Raw genomic sequence first — 19623 nt, 5'->3', positions numbered from 1 at the left:
ACGAATAAAAATAAGTGACTATTAATACGTAAAGAGGTATCTTAAAAGTAGTAAAATCAGACAAGGATGACAGGGATGAAGTTTTTAAATAAATATATAAAAAAATATTGGTTACCATTTAGTGTCGCTGTGTTGTTTTTAACCTTTGAGGCTATTTGTGATTTGCTGCAGCCAACAATCATGTCAAAGATCATCGATGTCGGTGTGGCTAATAGAGATTTAAATTATGTGTTTAAATATGGGGGACTGATGCTATTAATAACAGCTGGAGGTGCAATTGCCGCTTCTACACGGAATATTTTATCAAGTATTGTGTCGCAAAATTTTGGTTCGGAGCTTCGTTCAGATTTGTTTCGAAAGATACAATTTCTTTCATTTAGAAGTATCGACAAGTTTGACCGTGCCTCGCTAGTAACGAGACTAACAAATGATGTGACACAGGTCCAGGTGTTTGTAAATGGGTTGATGAGGATATTTGTTAAAGCACCGCTGTTATGTGTTGGTGGCCTGATCATGGCAACCAAACTAAATGTGCATTTATCCGTAGTTTTAGCTTTAGTTGTTCCGCTGGTAGCATTAACGATTATTGTGAATATGAAGATTAGTTTTCCTTTTTTTATCAAAGTGCAAGAAGCATTAGATAAGGTGAACGGACTTATGAGAGAATATTTATCTGGAGTTCGTGTAGTTAAGGCTTTTAATCGTTTTGATTTTGAAGTAAATAAGTTTAATGATGCAAATGCAAAATTTCAAGATCGATCGATCTCGGCAATCAGAATCATGTCAATTTTTAGCCCGATCATTATGTTAGTGGTGAATTTGGGGATTGTTGCGGTGTTATGGATTGGCGGCATTCGTGTGGATCATGGACAATTACAGGCAGGGACAGTCATTGCATTCACTAACTATATGACACAAATTCTTTTTTCTTTAATGATGATTTCTATGGTATTTAATATGTTTGTTCGAGCTAAAGCATCTGCAAGCAGAATTGGAGAAGTCTTTGCAGAAAACAATGAAATGACTTGGAAGGAAAATGACACTAAAGCTGTAACAAAAGGACAAATAGACTTTGAACAGGTAACTTTTTCTTATAATGGTACGACTGGCGATCCGATACTTAAGAATGTAACCTTTACTTGTTTACCAGGAGAAACTGTGGGAATTATTGGCTCAACAGGCTCTGGGAAATCAAGCTTAGTTAGTTTAATTCCACGATTCTATGATGTTCATTCAGGAAGGATTAAAGTGGATGGGAGAGACATTAAAGAAATCCAACCTAGCAAATTGAGAGAAAAGATTGCTATTGTACCTCAAAAAACGACATTATTCACTGGAACAGTCATTGAAAACATTCGATGGGGAAAAGAGGATGCGTCATTTGAAGAGATTGAAAAGGCTGCAAAAATGGCACAAGCCCATGAATTTATTCTCGAAACGCCAGAAGGGTATGAGACCCGATTAGGTCAAGGTGGAGTGAATTTTTCTGGTGGTCAAAAGCAACGATTATCGATTGCCCGTGCGCTAGTTAAACAGCCTGAAATCCTGATTCTTGATGATAGTACAAGTGCTCTTGATATGGTAACGGAGTCTAAATTAAAAGAGTCACTGAAAAAATACTCTACTAATTTGACCTGTCTTTTAATTGCGCAGAGAATTACTTCTATCATGGATGCAGATAAAATTCTTGTTCTTGATGATGGGGAGATTGTAGGTATTGGAAATCACGATGAATTATTAAAACACTGTAAGGTATATCAAGAAATTTATCGATCTCAAATTGGAAAAGAGGTGAGGTAGAGTGTCGGAACAAAAGGCTAGTCAACCAAACAACTTTCAGCGACCAGGCGGTGGACCACGAGGGCATGGGGGTAGAGGTGGTCCAATCGTTAAACCGAAAAATTTTACAGGTACATTAAAGAGACTTTGGCGTTATTTCGGAAACGAGAGGAAAATTCTATCCACGATTTTGATATTTATTGTCGTTGATTCACTCATTACCTTGTCTGCACCATATTTGATTGGTAAATCAATTGATGCAATGACCATTGGTGGAAAAGTAGATTTCGGATTGCTAAAAATGACAATACTCGTCCTATTGATCGCTTATGTTGCTGACGGTATACTTACATTCTTACAAGGTTGGTTAATGGCAGGTGTATCGCAACGAATTGTCAAACGTCTACGAAGTAACTTATTTAAAAAGCTACAAAAGCTTCCTGTATCTTTTTTTGATACACGTACTCACGGAGAGCTAATGAGCAGACTCTCAAATGATATTGACAATGTCAGTAATACCATTTCACAGTCTACCACCCAATTAATGTCTGGCGGAATTGTATTAATTGGATCATTAATCATGATGCTGATCTTGAGTCCCGTCTTAACATTAGCTAGTCTTGTAACAGTTCCATTAGTCTTTTTATTAACTCGAACCATTGCTAAAAAAACTCGAGTATTATTTAAAAACCAACAAATTCAGCTTGGTAAATTGAATGGACATATTGAAGAAACGATATCTGGAATTCAAGTCGTCAAGGCTTTTAATCATGAGGATAAAGCGATTGAAGAATTTGAAGATATCAATACAAAACTAAAACAGGTGGGGTTGAAAGCACAAATCTGGTCTGGTTTTCTAATGCCCATCATGAATGTAATAAATAATTTTGGATTTGCGGTAGTTGCTATCATTGGTGGATTGCTTGCTGTGAAAAGTTTAATTACGATTGGTGTTATTGCAAGTTTCCTCACTTATTCTAGGCAATTTGGTAGACCATTAAATGACTTAGCAAATATATTTAATGTGCTTCAATCAGGTGTTGCAGGTGCAGAACGGGTCTTTGAAGTACTTGATGAAGACGAGGAGCTACCAGATAAGGAAGGAGCAATAACATTAACACAACCGAAGGGGCATGTTGTATTTAATAATGTAACTTTTGGTTACCGTTCAGATGCTCCTATACTTAAAAATGTTAGTTTTGAATCTAAAATAGGCTCGAGCTCTGCACTTGTCGGTCCAACGGGTGCTGGCAAAACAACAATTGTAAATTTATTAACTCGCTTCTATGATGTGACAAGTGGAAATATTTATTTAGATGGTAAGGATATTCGTGAGTATACAAGGGATAGCTTACGGAAATGCTTTGGTATTGTCCTACAAGACACCTATTTGTTTTCAGGAACCATTAAGGACAATATCAAATATGGTAAACCAAATGCGACGGATGCTGAGGTTCAAGAAGCAGCAAAAATGGCAAATGCAGATGTGTTTATTCGTAGATTGCCAAAAGGTTATGATACTATGCTTTCCGAAAATGGTGGTAACTTGAGTCAAGGACAACGGCAGCTACTTGCGATTGCCCGTGTTATTTTAGCTAAACCAGCATTACTTATTTTGGATGAGGCAACAAGTAGCATAGATACTCGAACAGAGCTACATATTCAAGATGCATTATTAAAAGTGATGGACGGAAGAACTAGCTTCATCATTGCCCATCGTTTGAATACAATTCGTGAAGCTGATACGATTATGGTAGTTGATCATGGGAAAATTGTTGAAAAAGGAAGTCATGATGAGTTAATCGATAAGCAAGGGATTTACTATCGCATGTTTTTTAATCAGTTTAAAAATATTGAAGGTGTATAGAATCGAGGGATAAACTATGTATTTAACGATAAAGGAAACATCTGAATATTTATCACTGCCAGAGACCTCTATTGAAAAATTAATTATGCAGGGCAAGATTCGTTTTGTTCATGATGGTGAACAATATCTATTATATAAAGACCAATTTAAAACCCATATAGAACAAATGGAAAAATATAAGAAAAGGGTCGAAGAATGGTACAATGAACCCATTCCTGAAGATCCCGATGTAAAGGATGAGGATTAATCAATGAAAAAAATATATCCACATATAACCATTGAGAATTGTAAAGAAGCAATTGAATTTTATGCTGAAGTACTGGATGGTCAAATTATGAATACTAAACTTGCTGATGGAATTGAAATGTTTAAGGGGCATGAAGGTAAATATATTCATGCAGAATTACATTTCCCTAATGGATTTGTTATTTACTTTAATGATGTATTTGGCCAAACACCGATCAAAGGAAACAACATTGAGATTGGTTTAGATCTTGAAAGTGAAAACGAAATCAATAAAATTTACGGTGCCCTTTCAAAAGATGGAAAAGTAGGCATGGAGCTTCAGACTACATTTTGGAACGCCACTTATGGGAAAGTAACAGATAAATTTGGGATTACGTGGGAATTAAATTACCAAAAGGAATAAAGAGTGGGGTCTCCTCCACCCTTTACCCTTTTGGAATTACTTATGGTACAAATCCGATACAATGGATATTCAAAATAAAATGGTATGATTCCCTAAAAATTCTATGCAAAAATCAATTATTTCCACTCAATAACTACATTTCTAAAACATACTCTACTCTTATTATTCTTACCATTCATTTTTTTGCAACAAAAGTATAATTCGTAAATTTTAGAATAAAAGCTTACATTTCAAAAATGTTAAAACTGTTACTTAAGCCACTGTTTCTGTATCGAAAATGAAAGTAAAATGAAATTCATTGTAAATATTCATTTGTTAGAATACTAGAATACAGTAAGTATACATATTCAAAAGGTTTTCATAGTTTAGTAAAAGGGTAGTATATTTTAAGGACTATTCGCATTTAATGATTATGTAAATATGTCATATCGGGGGATTTATAAAATGACCTTAGAAGAGGTATTAATTGAAAAACAATATTATAAATATACATTCATGAAGGAGGGAGTAATCGATCCTCCTGTACGAGTATTAGGAGAGGCTTATGTTATAGAGAACCAGAAGGAATTTTCTGATCTGTCCTTTATTCGTTATGCACAAGGTGAGGTTTATTTTCACAATAAAGATTTTGAATCAGCAATTTTTAAATGGGAAAATATTAATAATGAATTAGAGCCATGGGCGAAAAAAAATATGGCAGATGCCTACTTTGAACTTGGGCTATTTTCTGCTGCTGAAGATTTATACCATTCAATTACTTCAGACTCCCAAGTCCTCACTACAGAGTTATCTCTCAAACTTTTTAATGTATATAATGTTCAAGGAAAAATGGATAAAGCTGTTGAAACAATTAAGGAAGCAGTTGCTTATAATCCAGATCATTTAGATGTTGCAGCGATTGCACGAGAGTTTTTTGAAGAAAACGAGGATTGGAACAATGCGGTGGAATTGGCAGTGAATTCCGCAAATAGCACATTATCAATGGATTGGTTTGAGATATTAAAGAGATATAGTGATGAAGGTAAAACAAAACAATTTCCACCAAGTTATTTCAGTAAAGTGTTAACAGTCCTATATATAGAAAATCAATATCTATTTGAGAAATTAGTTTCCTCTTTATGGAGAAGTTATCAGACAGAATCTAAGGATGTCTATATAGATTGGATCAAAGAGATCAATTTGCTTCTTATCAATATGGAAGATAGTAGTTCAAATGTATGGAGCGAACTATCCCAACTGTACTTCGACACGTATTCTGGTTTATTAAATGGGGAGCTTCTTGTCAAAGAACTGAGTACAATTATTCCGTATCATTTAGAAAATTGGCTGAAAATAGCGGATTCTTCAAAAAAATTAGTGGCTTCGGCATCAGTATTAGCGTGGGAAGAAATATTTCCATCAACCTTTAATCAAGATGTTATACGTAACGCCGAAACTTTAATTATTCAATCAACAGGGGACATCGATGTATTAGAGGAAAGTTTAAAACTATTCCAGTCCATTTTACATTGGGCAGAATTGCAAGATATGCAGGTGGATTATTCTTTAAAATGGATGGTCCGTGAGCTATTAGATTTGGGAGTCCATCACCTTCTTGTCACCGGTTCTACAGAAAGTGGAAAAACGGATTGGGTTAATTCAATACTAGGAGGTCAAATCCTAGGTACACCTTCTGCTTCAGTCATCATGTATAAAGATCATGATGATTTGGAGATTGCGGAAATAACAGAAAATGGCATAAACCCTATCGACAGCATATCTGAATTTCATGATGCAATTTCAAAGCGAATGTTAATTGAGTGTAAACGTCCAGCAGATATTCTTAATAGAAATCAAATTACGATTATAGAAGCACCAAGTGTGAAAGAAGATAGGTCTGTTAAGGAGTTTTTATTAGCTGATACTATAGTAGCGGTACTAAATCCAGATAAATATAATTGGGATGAAATAACGGAGCTGCAAAATCAAAGCGAAAATGTACCCATTCATTTTGTGATTAGCCAGTCAGAGAATCTTTATAATGAGCAAAAGATAACTCTCCTAAAGGAGGAACTCCATTCTAGATATCCATATGCAAAGGTGTTTATCAATAAAAATAGTAATCAGCAGTATGAATTGGATCAATTTATTCAAAATATTACTAAAGAGATTTATGTGGAAGAAGCACGAACATTAAAAATTCTAGGTTCTATTCGATTATTGATGTCAACTATTATAGGAAAACGTGTGGAAATGGAGAATGCTTTAAATGATTCTATAAAATGGGACGAAGATATGATAGCAAAATTAGGTGGCGCTATTCATCAACTCCAAGATTTAGAAAGTGAAAAAATTAAAAGCATTACTGGTTCCTATCAATTTATTAAAAATGAAATTAAACAAGAATTATCTGAATCCATTCCTAAAATACTTAAAGGCTGTTCAAGTCTTATTAATGAAAGCAGTGATTTTCGAAAGCTTCATTTAGAGTTAAATGAAGAAATGAACTCTCGAATTCAAGGTCACTTATACAGTAAGGTAATGCCATATTTCTATACATCCATCCGAAGCTGGATTGCAAATGCAGAAGAGGAATTTTATCAAAGTAGAATTTTTCTAGAAGAGATGCGAAATGGCTTTAATACCTTATATGGAAAAGACCAATTACAGTTACACACAGATGGTAAAATCATTGATGATTGGCGACGTGATGCAGAGAGAATGAAGAATGGGATACGAATGGAAAAGGTTAATATTCTATTAAGACATACGCCTAGCCAAGTTTTGTTGAAAAGTGCGGGTAAATTATTAGGCTCCCTTACACAAAATAAATCTATGCTTAGTAGCCGATATAAAAAATTTATAGAAAACGAGGACTATCAAGCGATAGTGGATTTGATAACTGAGAAGTTCCTCGTACAATTTGAATTATTTGAAACAGCAATAGAAAGAGATGTTAGTATGTTTTTCCAAGAACCTCTATCAGAGCTAGAAAAAACAGTCCAGCAAACATTAATTTCTCGCAAAGAAAATGAAAATAAATTAAATAAAATGAAGTCTAATCCTGAAATTTTCCAAGACCCACTAACTTTATTTAAAGTGAAATTAAGACAATATGAATGGATTGTAGATGTGAACAAAGAAATAAGTTTAATAAGATAAACAATTTTTACTTGAGCTAGGATGTATAAATCCTAGCTTTTTTTAGTTCTTTGTTCAAGTCACTGAGAAACGAGCTACAAGCTTCATAAGACCGCGATCCCTATATTAGGAGTAAAAGTCGGCAGTAGGGCTTTTACAAAACTAAATGAAAATAGTTATATAGACAATAGATATATGAAAATAAGAGTAGTTTCCTCATTTTAATAGTTGTGATTACTATGTCAAAGTGCACCTCATAAAGACATTTGTATTTTCAGAGTAGAAAAACTCTTGCTAATTTCTCTAGAAAGAGGGATAATAAAAACTAAAATTTATCAGAAAATTTACTACAACGGGAGATGTGGATATGAAGGTTGTTAAGTTTGGAGGATCATCTTTAGCGACAGGTGAACAAGTAAAGAAGGTTTTTGATATTGTCATGTCAGATCCAATGAGAAAAATAGTTGTTGTTTCTGCCCCGGGAAAAAGGTATCCAGAGGATGAAAAAATTACGGATTTGTTAATCTCTTGTGGAAAGTACTATTTAAAAAATAGAACATTAGGTCATGCTTTCAAAAAAATAGTTGAGAGATATACAATCATTGCAAATGACTTGAATCTCTCAAGAGAATTAATCGACCAAATTAAGGAAGAGTTTGTTCGCGTGTTAAATCAGGATTTTAGTAATCCTATCATATATTTGGAAGCTGTAAAGGCTAGTGGAGAAGATGTTAATGCGAAGCTTGTGGCTGCCTATTTCCAACAATGTGGTGTTGAAGCTTCATATATGAATCCCAGGGATGCAGGGCTTTTGGTTAGCAATGAACCAGGGAATGCACAGGTTCTACCTGAGAGCTATAATAATTTAGCTAACTTAAGAAATCATCCAGGTATTATAATTTTTCCAGGTTTTTTTGGGTTTAACAAAAATGGAGAGGCACTAACTTTTTCAAGAAGTGGTTCCGATATAACAGGATCTGTATTAGCAAATGGGGTTAAATCAACAATTTATGAGAACTTTACTGATGTTGATGCTGTGTATTCAGTCAACCCAATGATTATAGAACACCCAAAAGAAATTCGGGAGATTACTTATCGAGAAATGCGGGAACTATCCTATGCTGGATTTTGTGTTCTTCATGATGAAGCGTTAATTCCTGCATATCGGGCAGGAATCCCCGTACATATAAAAAATACGAATAACCCATCTGCACCAGGTACAAAAATAGTTTTCGAAAGAGTACAAAAAAATGGACCTGTTGTAGGAATCGCAAGTGATAATGGATTTTGTAGTATATATGTAAGTAAATATTTAATGAATAGGGAAGTTGGATTTGGAAGAAGGCTTCTTCATATTTTAGAAAAATTTAACCTTTCCTACGAGCATTCTCCTTCTGGAATCGATGATATTTCAATTATTTTACGAGAAAGCCAATTAAATAAGGAAATGGAAAAGGAGATAATCAATTATATAAAATATGATTTGGATGCTGATGAAGTTAAGATGGAGCATGGTCTTGCATTAATTATGATTGTGGGTGAAGGCATGCGAAGGTTTGTAGGAACAGCTGCAAGAGCATCTAAAGCTTTAGCAGAAAACAATATTAATATTGAAATGATTAATCAAGGATCATCGGAAGTTAGTATGATGTTTGGTGTAAAGGAAATGGACGAAGTAAAAGCAGTTCAAGCATTATATCAGGAATTCTTTGCGAGAGTTCTTATTTAAAGTTGTGACCTTTTCGAGTAAAAAACCTCAGTTTTAGAAATATGGTAAAATAATACTAGTATGTATGTTTTTTTAAATGAGGGGATCGAATTGGGGCAAAATATATGAAAGAATTAAATCAACTATCTAATCTTAAATGGTATAAGATCATTGTATTATTTATTATTTGTATGATGGCTTCCGGTATAATCATTTCACCAGCACCGATCTTTAGCATCAAGAAAATGATCCAGCTTTTATTTACAGTGACGATTTCGATTGTCTTTTTTATCTATCCAAAAAAAGAGACATTAATGTTCAAGGGAATATTAATTTATTTAATCGCTGGATATTTTTATAGTTTATTTTTGCTTTATCCTGAAACAACGTTAAATTTTGTATTTATTACAGTATTGCCATGCATTGCTATTGCCTTTTTTCATAAAAAAATTTATTACTCGATTGGAACTGTAAACCTTATCGGCGGATATGGAATATTTGCTTATATATATTTAATTGATCAAGGGGAAAGATTTCCTTACTTTTTAGAAGATTATTGGGGAAACATTATCAACTTTACTGCATGTCAATTTATTTTCTTTTTTGTTTTTTTTATCACTAACAGTAGAACCGAAAAATTAAAGCTTTATTATGAGCAAATTCAAAGAACAGAAAGATTAAAAAATACAGGCCAATTAGCAGCTGCTGTTGCCCATGAAATTCGCAACCCAATCACTGTGGTTAAAGGATTTTTACAATTCTACGAAGAAGATCAATTGATACCAATGAAATCAAAACAGCATTTTCAATTAATGTTGGATGAGCTAGACTTAGCCGAAAAAGTAATTTCGGATTTTCTATCACTTGCAAAGCCAAATACTGAGAAAACCCCTGTTTCCAATGTAAATGATACAGTACATAGTGTAGTTGAGTTGTTATCGTCTTACGCTTCAGCAAATAATATTATTTTTTCATTATCTATTCATGACAACATAAATGTTCATTGCAGTAAAGTAGAAATGAAGCAATTACTTGTAAATTTTATTAAAAACGCAATAGAAGCAACGGATAAGAAAGATGGAATCATTAAAATTTCTACTGAACTTCATGAATCTAAATTACATTTACTCATCGAGGATAATGGGATTGGAATGGATAATGAAGAAATAGAAAAAATAGGAACTCCATTTTATTCTTTAAAAAGCAATGGGACTGGATTGGGATTAATGATTTGTTACAACATTATAGAGAATTATAACGGTTCCATTAAATTTAGTAGTGAGAAGGGAAAGGGAACAAAAGTAACTATCCAATTTCAAATTGCTAGGTAATGGAATGCAATGAAAAAATTTAAATGGCTCTGAGTGCTAATAAAGTGTTGAATATATAAAAAAATCTGATGATTCTAATAGAATCATCAGATTTTTTTAATGATACGTATTAATGAAAGCTAATTTTAGTTTATGATAAATTCCTCTTGGAAATCGGTAATTATTTTTGAAATTAAATGAACCAATTCTTCACTATATTTTTTCCGTAGTGTGAATGAGATCTCCATTTGAAAGGTTTGAAAAAGATCTTTGTATCCCTCATATTCTTGTCCATCACCTAAACGGTGATAGGCTATTGATCGGTCTCCAATAAATTTCCTATCAAAGATCACATTTACTTCAGGTAAATACTCCTTTAATCCATTGGTAATTGAACGCTCGAACCATAGCTTCATTTCCTTTGAACAAGATTTTCCGTTGAGTGTTCCAATCTCTATAGCAAAAGGACCATAATGAGCATCCTTCATCCCATGGATAGATAGATGAAGGTAGGGCTTTACTATTTCACCACTGCTAATATCTAATATAGTTAAATATTGGAGAATATCTTTAATGGTTTCTCGATATTCAATGATGGCTTCAAAATTTTCAACAGAAGGACTACGATTTAAATCGGCATATTTTCTTGATACTGTACTTATTATGCCTGCACATCCGATTTTTTCTACTATATTTTCAACTAATTTATCAGTATATAAATCTGCAACAGGTGGTGCTGCATGTAAGGCTTCAATATGGGCGGAAATAACAGCTTTTCCCTTATTATATTTTAGATACTTTTTATGAATATAGTTGATCTTCACGTAATGGGATCCTCCTTTTTGATGAAGGCTCATTAATATGTTGCTTTGCAGCCAAAACGGTTTTCAACTTATATTTTTGGCTGAAACTTTACCTGAAAAGTAAAAATGTGTGTGAAAAAGATCCATTAAAAAAAGACTCACCGATACAATGTCGATTAGCATATAAAGTATATTATGGAATGATCTATATGTTAAAGGTGGAAAGAAATTTTTAGTTCTTAAACATCTTGATAGTATATTGACAATTCTGATCATTAAAGTTTTGCTAAAGGCTTATCTTATACAAATGCAAAAGTAATAGTAATGGTGAATATATTTTTACTTTGAACAGAGATTGAAAAAAATGTCTATATTATCTGGTTAAACACACTGGTACTATGCTGAAACTTTCATACCATGAATAAAAGTAATTCATTATTGGAGGTTTACTATGATTTCTTTTGGAGAACAGTTCTTTTTAGCCAATGATAAAGAGTCTATTTTACAGACTTTAAATATAAATCATGTTCCATCGGTCGAACTAGTGGATCCAAAATATGATGAATATCCATTGATTGGACGAAAATACGGCCAACATAATGGAAAAGATATTTTCATTATTAATTCTTATATTGAAGGTGAAATGGAGAAGTTTGATTATTTTACAAAACTATATTCAATCGAAAAAGAGTATTGTTTGGAAATAAAAGGACTAAAGATAATGAAGGTAAATGAAGCGATTAGCAATAGGATGATTTTTAATGAAATACCGATAAGAACCTCCGCTTATGGTTGGGGTTGGAAAAATGCGGAAATGAGAGATATCCCATTTGAATGTTTGGAAATTGCAGTCAGAGCTCTTTATGTAGTAGGAATGACATGTGGAACAGTGAAAATCGGTAAATTAGCAAATCAAAAAATGATTGTATTGGATATTCATCCGTCAGAAGATCAATATTTTGAACGAATACAGGAGAATGATTCTTTCACTATAGGAGCAGATATTGAATTCATGCTTAGTTGTGATGGAGATTTAATTCCAGCATCACATTTTTATCCTTTAGAAGGTGCTATTGGTTGTGATGAACGGCAAATGGAAAAAGATAGTGGACAATATGTTCTGGGCGAAATACGACCAAATTTTTCCCAATCACCTAGGGAGTTATTTACCAATATAGAAAAGTTAATTGAGGAGGCAGCGAGGCAAATTCCATATGAGAATATTGAGATCCGAGCTGGAAGTATGCCTTTTACCGGTTATCAATGTGGAGGGCATATTCATTTTGGTATGCCTATTTCTTTATCTTTATTAAGAGCACTTGACCAATATTTAGCCATTCCAATTGCAATAGTTGAATGTCCCGAAAAGGCAAAGCTTAGACGGAAAACAAAGCATGGAGGTCTTGGAAGATATCGAGTCAAATCATATGGATTTGAATACTTATCTTTAAGTTCTTGGATAACTGATCCAAAGTTAACAAAGTCAGTATTATTTTTAGCTAAATTGGTTGCTGAACATCATCATGAGTTAATTTGTGATTATTTATATCATCCAGTTATACAGCAGGCGTATTATAGTGGGAATCGGTTTATGCTGAGGAAAATATGGGGTGACCTCAAAGAAAGATTAATGAGGACTACAAGCTTTACCCAATATCAAAATGAACTAAATGCTTTATTTAGTGTTATAGAAGAGGGAAACATATTTGAGGAGTCTATCGATATTCGTAGAAATTGGGGAATCGGGATTCCTAAGGAAATATACGACCCAGGGTGCAATATTCAAATACCAAAAGGGACACGAATGAAATTTAATCTACAGGTTGGAGACAAGGCATTTGTATCTGCTGGAAAAAAGATATCAACAGCTACGATTCAACCATATCCATTCTCCTTTCGGGATTCAAATAGAGTCTATCTGTCAAAAAAACTAAGGGAAAGACTAATTCTCCCCAATGACTGGCATCCTAGAATATCAATGGATAATGGAGCGATTATTCTTGGTCCAATTATAGGAATTCTTGCCGCTCGTCCTTTTGATAGGCAGACAACGTATTTTCACCATTTAATGCGAATTGCTTATGAAAGGAAAATGCTCGTATATGTTTTCGAACCACAAGATATTATATGGGATCGACAGTTAATAAGAGGCACGGCTTTAACAGGAGAAGGAATTTTCCCTTTTCCATCTGTTATTTATGATCGTTATTTTATAGGAAATGAAACTAATATTGATATTAATGATATTAGAATGAAGCTTCAATCCAGTTATCGTATCCCTTTTGTTAATTCTCAAAAATTATTTACTGTGACAGGGAATAAATGGGATACTCATCAGCTACTTATGAAGGAACATGATGAATATTTACCAGATACTTGCTTGTTAGAGAAGCAATCGGAAATTGCAGACATGTTAAATCAGTATGGTGAAATATATCTAAAACCAATCGGTGGCTCAATGAGTATGGGGGTTATCCGAGTAATCCGTCGTCCAACAGGAATCTTTTGGTTTGATTTTAGTCAAAATACAACCCAACAACTATCTAGTACAGAAGAGTTAAATGAAATGGCCATTCAGCTATTGAAAAAGTCATCCTATCTAATTCAAGAAGGGATAAGAAGAAAACAAGTCGATGGAAAAAATCTAGAGATCCGCGTGTATATGCAAAAAAATGGTCAACAAAAATGGTTAAGAACAGGTATGGTTTCTCGAATGACAACCGAAGAAGTACTTACCGAAGAAACAGAAAGAAATGTACGATTAAGTAAAATTCTTTCGAAGATTTACCCAAATCCGCTTGAAAAAAGTAAAATTACCCAACAATTAGCGGAAGTGTCTAAAAGGATTGTAACAACCCTGGAAAAAGAGGTTGGTAGTTTTGGAGAATTAGCAGTAGATTTGTGCATTGATCAATATGACTCAGTGAAGCTTCTTGAAATTAATGCAAAACCAGATAATTTGTTTTCACAGATCAAAGCTTATAAATTACGTAATATTGCTGGTCTCCGTTTAATCAATTATGCTGCTTCATTAGCTGGTTATGATCGTGATTAGGGAGGAGGTACATTATGAAAGGACTCAAGCTACTTGATATATTAAAAATTGCTAATATTCCAGAGATCGAGAGTAATAAAGATTTTATTGTGAAACACGTAATTAATTATTCAAAGAAAGAAATTAATAATTACACATTATTGTTTCACTTGGACGAAGATCGGATTAGAGGAAGATATTGGAGTCAAAATCATTCAGTTGTCATTGTAACCGAGAGACCTGAGCTTTGTACGGATCTCGGAGATGAAATATATGTAATCAAGACAGATCAATTAAAGGAAAAGTATTGGAGATTTGTAAATTACTATAGGAACCTTTTTAAGCTACCCGTTATTGGTGTAACTGGCACATGTGGAAAATCAACAACTAAGGAAATGATACGACAAATTCTTGATCCTGATTTACATGTTGTTTCTACTTGGATGAGTATGAATTCAATGTCGGTCAATTTACGATATTTAACAAGAATAGATGATGAAACAGATGTAGCTGTATTTGAAATGCCAGTTGCCTATCCCGGATATTTGCGAGTCGCTTGTCAATATTTTCAGCCGCAAATAAGGATTTTACTCAATATTGATGTTCATCATCTCGCGGACTGTGAAACACCTGAGGAATATATGAAAGCAAAAGCAGAGATTACTGAAGGAATGGATCCTGAGAAAGGAATTCTCATACTGAATGCAGATGATCAAAATATTAAAAAAGTCATAGATATTAAACCCTATAAAAAGGTCATTTTTTTTGGAAAGAATAATATAGCAAACTATCGAGCAAAAAATATCCAATATGTAAGTGGAGGAATGAACTTTTTATTAGAAAATGAGGGGAAAAATTATTCAGTTTTTGTTCCTGGCTATGGAGAACATAATGTATATAATGCACTTGCTGCTATTGTCGCTGTCGTTCATGTGGGGATTGATATTGAAACAGCAATCATGCGACTGGCTTCTTTTGAACATCTTGAAGAACATTTAGAATTTAAACATGGTATGAGAGGCTGTACAGTAATAGATGATACATGGAATTCTGCACCTTTATCAATGACATCCGCATTACAAGTTCTTAGGAATATCGGTAAAGGAAAGAAGAAAATCGCCTTACTAGGCTATATGCCTCAATTAGGTGACGGTCCATATGCGAAAAAGATATATGAGGAAATGGGGGAAACGGCATATAAAACTGGGGTAGATTTGCTAATTGTCGTTGGAGAAGAGGCAAGATTAATTAAAGAAGGTGCCCTAATGGCAGGTATGGATCCGAATAAGGTTTTTTTGTGCTATACAGGAAATGAAGTTTTTGAATATATAGCTGATCAAGTAAATGAAGAATCAATCATTCTATTAAAGGTCACTCATAGGGTTATGAAGCAGCCTAGTTTCGAAAAGCTAAAAAGAAAACTTCTCCCGGAAATTCTACAAACAGACGAGGAGGGTTTAGTATGAAGAAAACAACGCAGTTACGAAACATCATCTCGAGTCATAAGCTAGAGAAAATTATGGAATCACATAATGCCTTGTCCGCAAAGATTGTTGAAAAGGTAGGATTTAAAGGGATTTGGGCAAGTGGTTTATCTATTTCTGCATCATTAGGTGTTAGAGATAATAATGAGGCTTCGTGGACACAGGTATTAGATGTTTTAGAGTTTATGAGTGATGCTACATCTATACCTATCTTGCTTGATGGGGACACTGGCTACGGGAACTTCAATAATGCTAGAAGGCTAGTGAAAAAGTTAGAACAACGTCAAATCGCTGGGGTATGTATAGAAGATAAACTATTCCCAAAGACAAATTCGTTCATAAGAGGAGAGACGCAGCCACTTGCAGACATTGATGAATTTTGTGGGAAAATAAAAGCTATGAAGGATAGTCAATTGGATGAAGACTTTGTCGTTGTGTCAAGAGTAGAGGCGTTCATTGCAGGCTGGGGTCTCACCGAGGCTTTGAAACGTGCAGAAGCTTACCGAAAGGCAGGGACAGATGCGATTCTAATTCATAGTAAGCGAACTGATAGCCTTGAAATTGAAAGTTTTATGAAAGAATGGGGAAATAGACTTCCGGTAGTCATTGTTCCGACTAAATATTATTCGGTCCCTACTGAACGGTTTAGAGAAATGGGAATTAGTTTAGTGATTTGGGCAAACCATAATTTACGGGCATCGATTAGAGCAATGGAGGAAACGTCAAGACAGATATATTCCGATGAAAGTCTAATCAATGTCGAACCATATATCACCCCGTTAGAGCATGTGTTTAGGCTTCAAGATGAAGAGGAATTAGCTAAAGCAGAACAAAGATATTTAAAATCCCATCTGAGCAGTCCGCCACGAGGTACACAAAATGATTGATGTATTAACGTTTGGGAAAGAGTTAAAGCGCCATGATTTTCAATTCTATTGTGGAGTTCCTTGTTCATATTTAAAAGACCTGATAAATTTTGCAATCAACGATTGTGAATATGTCATGGCAACAAATGAGGGAGAGGCTATTGCTATTGCGTCAGGCGCTGTCATCGGTGGAAAAAAGTCTGTAGTACTCATGCAGAATTCTGGTTTAACTAATGCAACATCACCTTTAATATCCCTTGTCCATCCATTCAAAATCCCCATACTTGGTTTTGTAAGTCTTCGTGGTGAATCAGGTCTTATAGATGAACCGCAACATGAATTAATGGGAGAAATCACACCAGATCTGCTTTCATTGATGAAAATTAGATGGGAATATTTATCACATGATATAGCTGAGGCAAGTCTACAATTGGAGCGAGCAAATGAGTGGATAGAAAAAAATGAATCTTACTTTTTTATAGTAAGAAAGGGGACATTTCATCCAGTTGATCATTTAAAAGAATCATTACAGTTATCAAATAATTCTTTGAAAATTAATAAAAAGAAAAATGATCAAATACCTACCAGATTTGAGGCATTGCAAGTGATTCAATCCTTAAAGGATCAGCACACTATCCATTTGGCGACAACTGGAAAAACAGGCAGAGAGCTTTATGAAATAGAAGATTCCCAAAACAATTTTTATATGGTGGGATCAATGGGATGTATAAGTTCTATTGGATTAGGAATGTCAATCGCAAAAAAGGACAAAAAATTTATCGCGATTGATGGAGATGGAGCTCTGCTAATGAGACTTGGAAACCTAGCTACCAACGGTTATTATTCTCCATCCAATTTGCTTCATATTTTATTAGATAACCATTCATATGATTCAACTGGTGGACAAATGACTGTTTCACAACATACGAATTTTATAGAGATGGCTGCTGCATGTGGTTATAAGCAATCCATTTATGTTCATAATTTACTGGAATTAAGAAACTATATTCAATTCTGGAAAAGTCATCAGGAGCTCACATTTTTATATATGAAAATTGCTAAAGGCTCTAAAAATGGGATTGGACGTCCAAGGCAAAGTCCAGTTGAAATTAAAGAAAGATTGCAGGTGTTTCTAGATGATTAAAACAGCTGTTATATTAGCTGCGGGTATGGGGAAAAGAATCCGAGATAAATCAGGAGATAGGCCTAAAGGATTTTTAACTTTTGATGAAAAACCAATGGTTCAATATTCAATTGAAAAATTATTGAATGCTGGTGTGACTAAGATATTCATTGGAACAGGTTATAAAAGTGAAAGTTATGAAGAATTGAAAAAACAATACCCGCAAATTGAATGTGTCTATAATGAAAAATATGAGACTACTGGAAGTATGTATACACTTTATTTATTAAAAAATTATATTCATGAAGACTTTTTATTGTTAGAGTCAGATTTATTGTATGAAAAATCGGCATTAAATATTCTGTTAACACATAAAATGCAAGATGTCATTTTAGCTAGTAAATTCACAAATAATGGTGATGAGGTGTTTGTTGAAATTAGTAGCACCAATTCGCTTGTGAATATGACAAAAAATAAAGAGGAGCTAGAAAATATAGCTGCTGAACTTGTTGGTATAACGAAACTCACCTACTCAACGTTTCAACAATTATGTATAAAAGTTAAAGGGATGTTGCAGAAACAACAGTTAATGGATTATGAAGCTGCTCTTGTTGAAATAGCAAGGCAAAATGAAATATATGTAGAGATATGTCGAGATTTAGTATGGTGTGAGGTGGATGATGAACACCACTTGAAATGGGCAGTTGACGTTATTTATCCTATGATTAAAGCAAGGGAACATGTTCCAAGGATGATTGAGCGAAAAATACTTTTAAATCCAGGACCTGCAACGACAACCGATACAGTAAAATATGCACAAGTTGTCTCTGACATTTGTCCAAGAGAAGAAGAATTTGGGCAAATTTTAGAGTGGATTTCCAATGAGTTAACAAAATTAGTTGCTGATCCTAAATATTATACATCTGTTTTATTCGGTGGATCAGGGACCGCTGCGGTAGAAGCTATTATCAGTTCAATAGTAGGAAATGAAAAAATAATTATTATTAATAATGGGGCATATGGTGAACGGATGTGTAAAATTGCCAATGTCTATGAACTTGATTATATAGAATATAAGTCACACGCTACTGATAGAATAAATTTAATAAATCTTGAACAACTGATTAGACACTCTGATGAGAAAATAGCTCATTTAGCAGTTGTCCATTGCGAAACAACAACGGGTATGTTGAATCCAATTAAGGAAATTGGAGATTTATGTAAGAAGTATGAAATAAATATGATTGTTGATGCCATGAGTTCATTTGCTGCAATTCCTATCGATATGAAGGAAATGAATATTGGTTATTTAGCTGCAAGCTCAAATAAAAATCTGCAAGGGATGGCAGGCGTATCGTTTATCATTGCTGAATGTCAACGATTACACAATTGTAAAAAAATCAAACCGCGCAATCTTTATCTTCATCTTTATGATCAATTTGATTATTTTCAAAGGACACAACAAATGCGTTTCACTCCACCAGTACAGACCATCTATGCTTTAAAGCAAGCGATTATAGAAACAAAATATGAAGGTATTTCCCGTAGATATGACAGATATTCTAAATCGTGGGAGACTTTAATAAAAGGAATTGAAAAATTAGGCTTAACACATCTCGTTCATAAAAATCACCATTCTAAAATTATTACCTCTATAATTGAACCAAATTATCCAAACTATGATTTTTATCAGATGCATGATTATTTTGCGTCCAAAGGTTTTACTATTTATCCAGGTAAACTTGATAAATTAGGAACCTTTCGCATCGCTAATATCGGTAATATTACTTATAAAGATATGGAACAATTTATTGATTTGCTTGACTTATATATAAAAGGGCTCCAAGGAGGAGAGGAATATTTTATATCATAATTTAGCC

The 19623-nt window shown here is 33.9% G+C and carries 13 protein-coding genes; 12 read left to right on the top strand and 1 reads right to left on the bottom strand.

Annotated features, from left to right (window positions below):
- Positions 1 to 75 precede the first annotated feature (75 nt).
- From NST63_RS22840 to NST63_RS22810, 7 genes are all read left to right on the top strand, one after another.
- The gene (locus NST63_RS22840; protein WP_341043808.1) at positions 76 to 1800 is read left to right on the top strand and encodes an ABC transporter ATP-binding protein; all 1725 of its coding nucleotides are present in this window, start codon (positions 76 to 78) and stop codon (positions 1798 to 1800) included.
- Position 1801: 1 nt separating this feature from the next.
- Complete coding sequence (locus tag NST63_RS22835) at positions 1802 to 3646, top strand: ABC transporter ATP-binding protein (RefSeq protein ID WP_212943721.1); 1845 nt, start codon at positions 1802 to 1804, stop codon at positions 3644 to 3646.
- A 16-nt stretch (positions 3647 to 3662) separates the two neighbouring features.
- Positions 3663 to 3893, top strand: a complete 231-nt coding sequence (locus NST63_RS22830) for an excisionase family DNA-binding protein (RefSeq protein ID WP_212943723.1) — start codon at positions 3663 to 3665, stop codon at positions 3891 to 3893.
- A 3-nt stretch (positions 3894 to 3896) separates the two neighbouring features.
- Complete coding sequence (locus NST63_RS22825) at positions 3897 to 4295, top strand: VOC family protein (RefSeq protein ID WP_212943725.1); 399 nt, start codon at positions 3897 to 3899, stop codon at positions 4293 to 4295.
- 444 nt (positions 4296 to 4739) lie between these two features.
- The gene (locus tag NST63_RS22820) at positions 4740 to 7436 is read left to right on the top strand and encodes a tetratricopeptide repeat protein (protein ID WP_341043807.1); all 2697 of its coding nucleotides are present in this window, start codon (positions 4740 to 4742) and stop codon (positions 7434 to 7436) included.
- 346 nt (positions 7437 to 7782) lie between these two features.
- Positions 7783 to 9144 carry an aspartate kinase gene (locus NST63_RS22815; RefSeq protein ID WP_341043806.1) on the top strand — a complete coding sequence of 454 codons (1362 nt, stop codon included), beginning with the start codon at positions 7783 to 7785 and terminating at the stop codon, positions 9142 to 9144.
- Positions 9145 to 9248: 104 nt separating this feature from the next.
- On the top strand, positions 9249 to 10454 hold the full coding sequence (locus NST63_RS22810) for an ATP-binding protein (RefSeq protein ID WP_212943730.1): 1206 nt from the start codon (positions 9249 to 9251) through the stop codon (positions 10452 to 10454).
- 125 nt (positions 10455 to 10579) lie between these two features.
- Here the strand turns inward: NST63_RS22810 and NST63_RS22805 are convergent, their stop codons facing one another.
- Entirely contained in the window at positions 10580 to 11257 is a 678-nt protein-coding gene (locus NST63_RS22805; protein WP_341043805.1) for a hypothetical protein, read from the bottom strand.
- A gap of 430 nt (positions 11258 to 11687) precedes the next feature.
- On the opposite strand from NST63_RS22805, the gene NST63_RS22800 reads away from it, so the two are divergent.
- From NST63_RS22800 to NST63_RS22780, 5 genes are read left to right on the top strand one after another with little or no spacing between them, the layout of a single operon-like run.
- On the top strand, positions 11688 to 14291 hold the full coding sequence (locus NST63_RS22800) for a putative amidoligase domain-containing protein (protein ID WP_341043804.1): 2604 nt from the start codon (positions 11688 to 11690) through the stop codon (positions 14289 to 14291).
- A 14-nt stretch (positions 14292 to 14305) separates the two neighbouring features.
- Entirely contained in the window at positions 14306 to 15736 is a 1431-nt protein-coding gene (locus tag NST63_RS22795) for a UDP-N-acetylmuramoyl-tripeptide--D-alanyl-D-alanine ligase (protein WP_341043803.1), read from the top strand.
- The gene (gene aepX, locus NST63_RS22790) at positions 15733 to 16641 is read left to right on the top strand and encodes a phosphoenolpyruvate mutase (protein ID WP_071976392.1); all 909 of its coding nucleotides are present in this window, start codon (positions 15733 to 15735) and stop codon (positions 16639 to 16641) included. The genes NST63_RS22795 and aepX overlap by 4 nt, the downstream gene beginning before the upstream one ends.
- On the top strand, positions 16634 to 17764 hold the full coding sequence (aepY, locus tag NST63_RS22785) for a phosphonopyruvate decarboxylase (RefSeq protein ID WP_212943738.1): 1131 nt from the start codon (positions 16634 to 16636) through the stop codon (positions 17762 to 17764). The genes aepX and aepY overlap by 8 nt, the downstream gene beginning before the upstream one ends.
- Positions 17757 to 19616 carry a 2-aminoethylphosphonate aminotransferase gene (locus NST63_RS22780; RefSeq protein ID WP_341043801.1) on the top strand — a complete coding sequence of 620 codons (1860 nt, stop codon included), beginning with the start codon at positions 17757 to 17759 and terminating at the stop codon, positions 19614 to 19616. The genes aepY and NST63_RS22780 overlap by 8 nt, the downstream gene beginning before the upstream one ends.
- The last annotated feature ends 7 nt before the right edge of the window (positions 19617 to 19623 follow it).

Origin of the sequence: Heyndrickxia sp. FSL W8-0496, from assembly GCF_038007825.1 — a bacterium.
In the GTDB taxonomy this organism is placed as follows: Bacteria; Bacillota; Bacilli; order Bacillales; family Bacillaceae_C; genus Heyndrickxia; species Heyndrickxia oleronia.
Note: the sequence above shows the minus strand (reverse complement) of the source record. Positions and strands in the feature narration are given on the sequence as shown.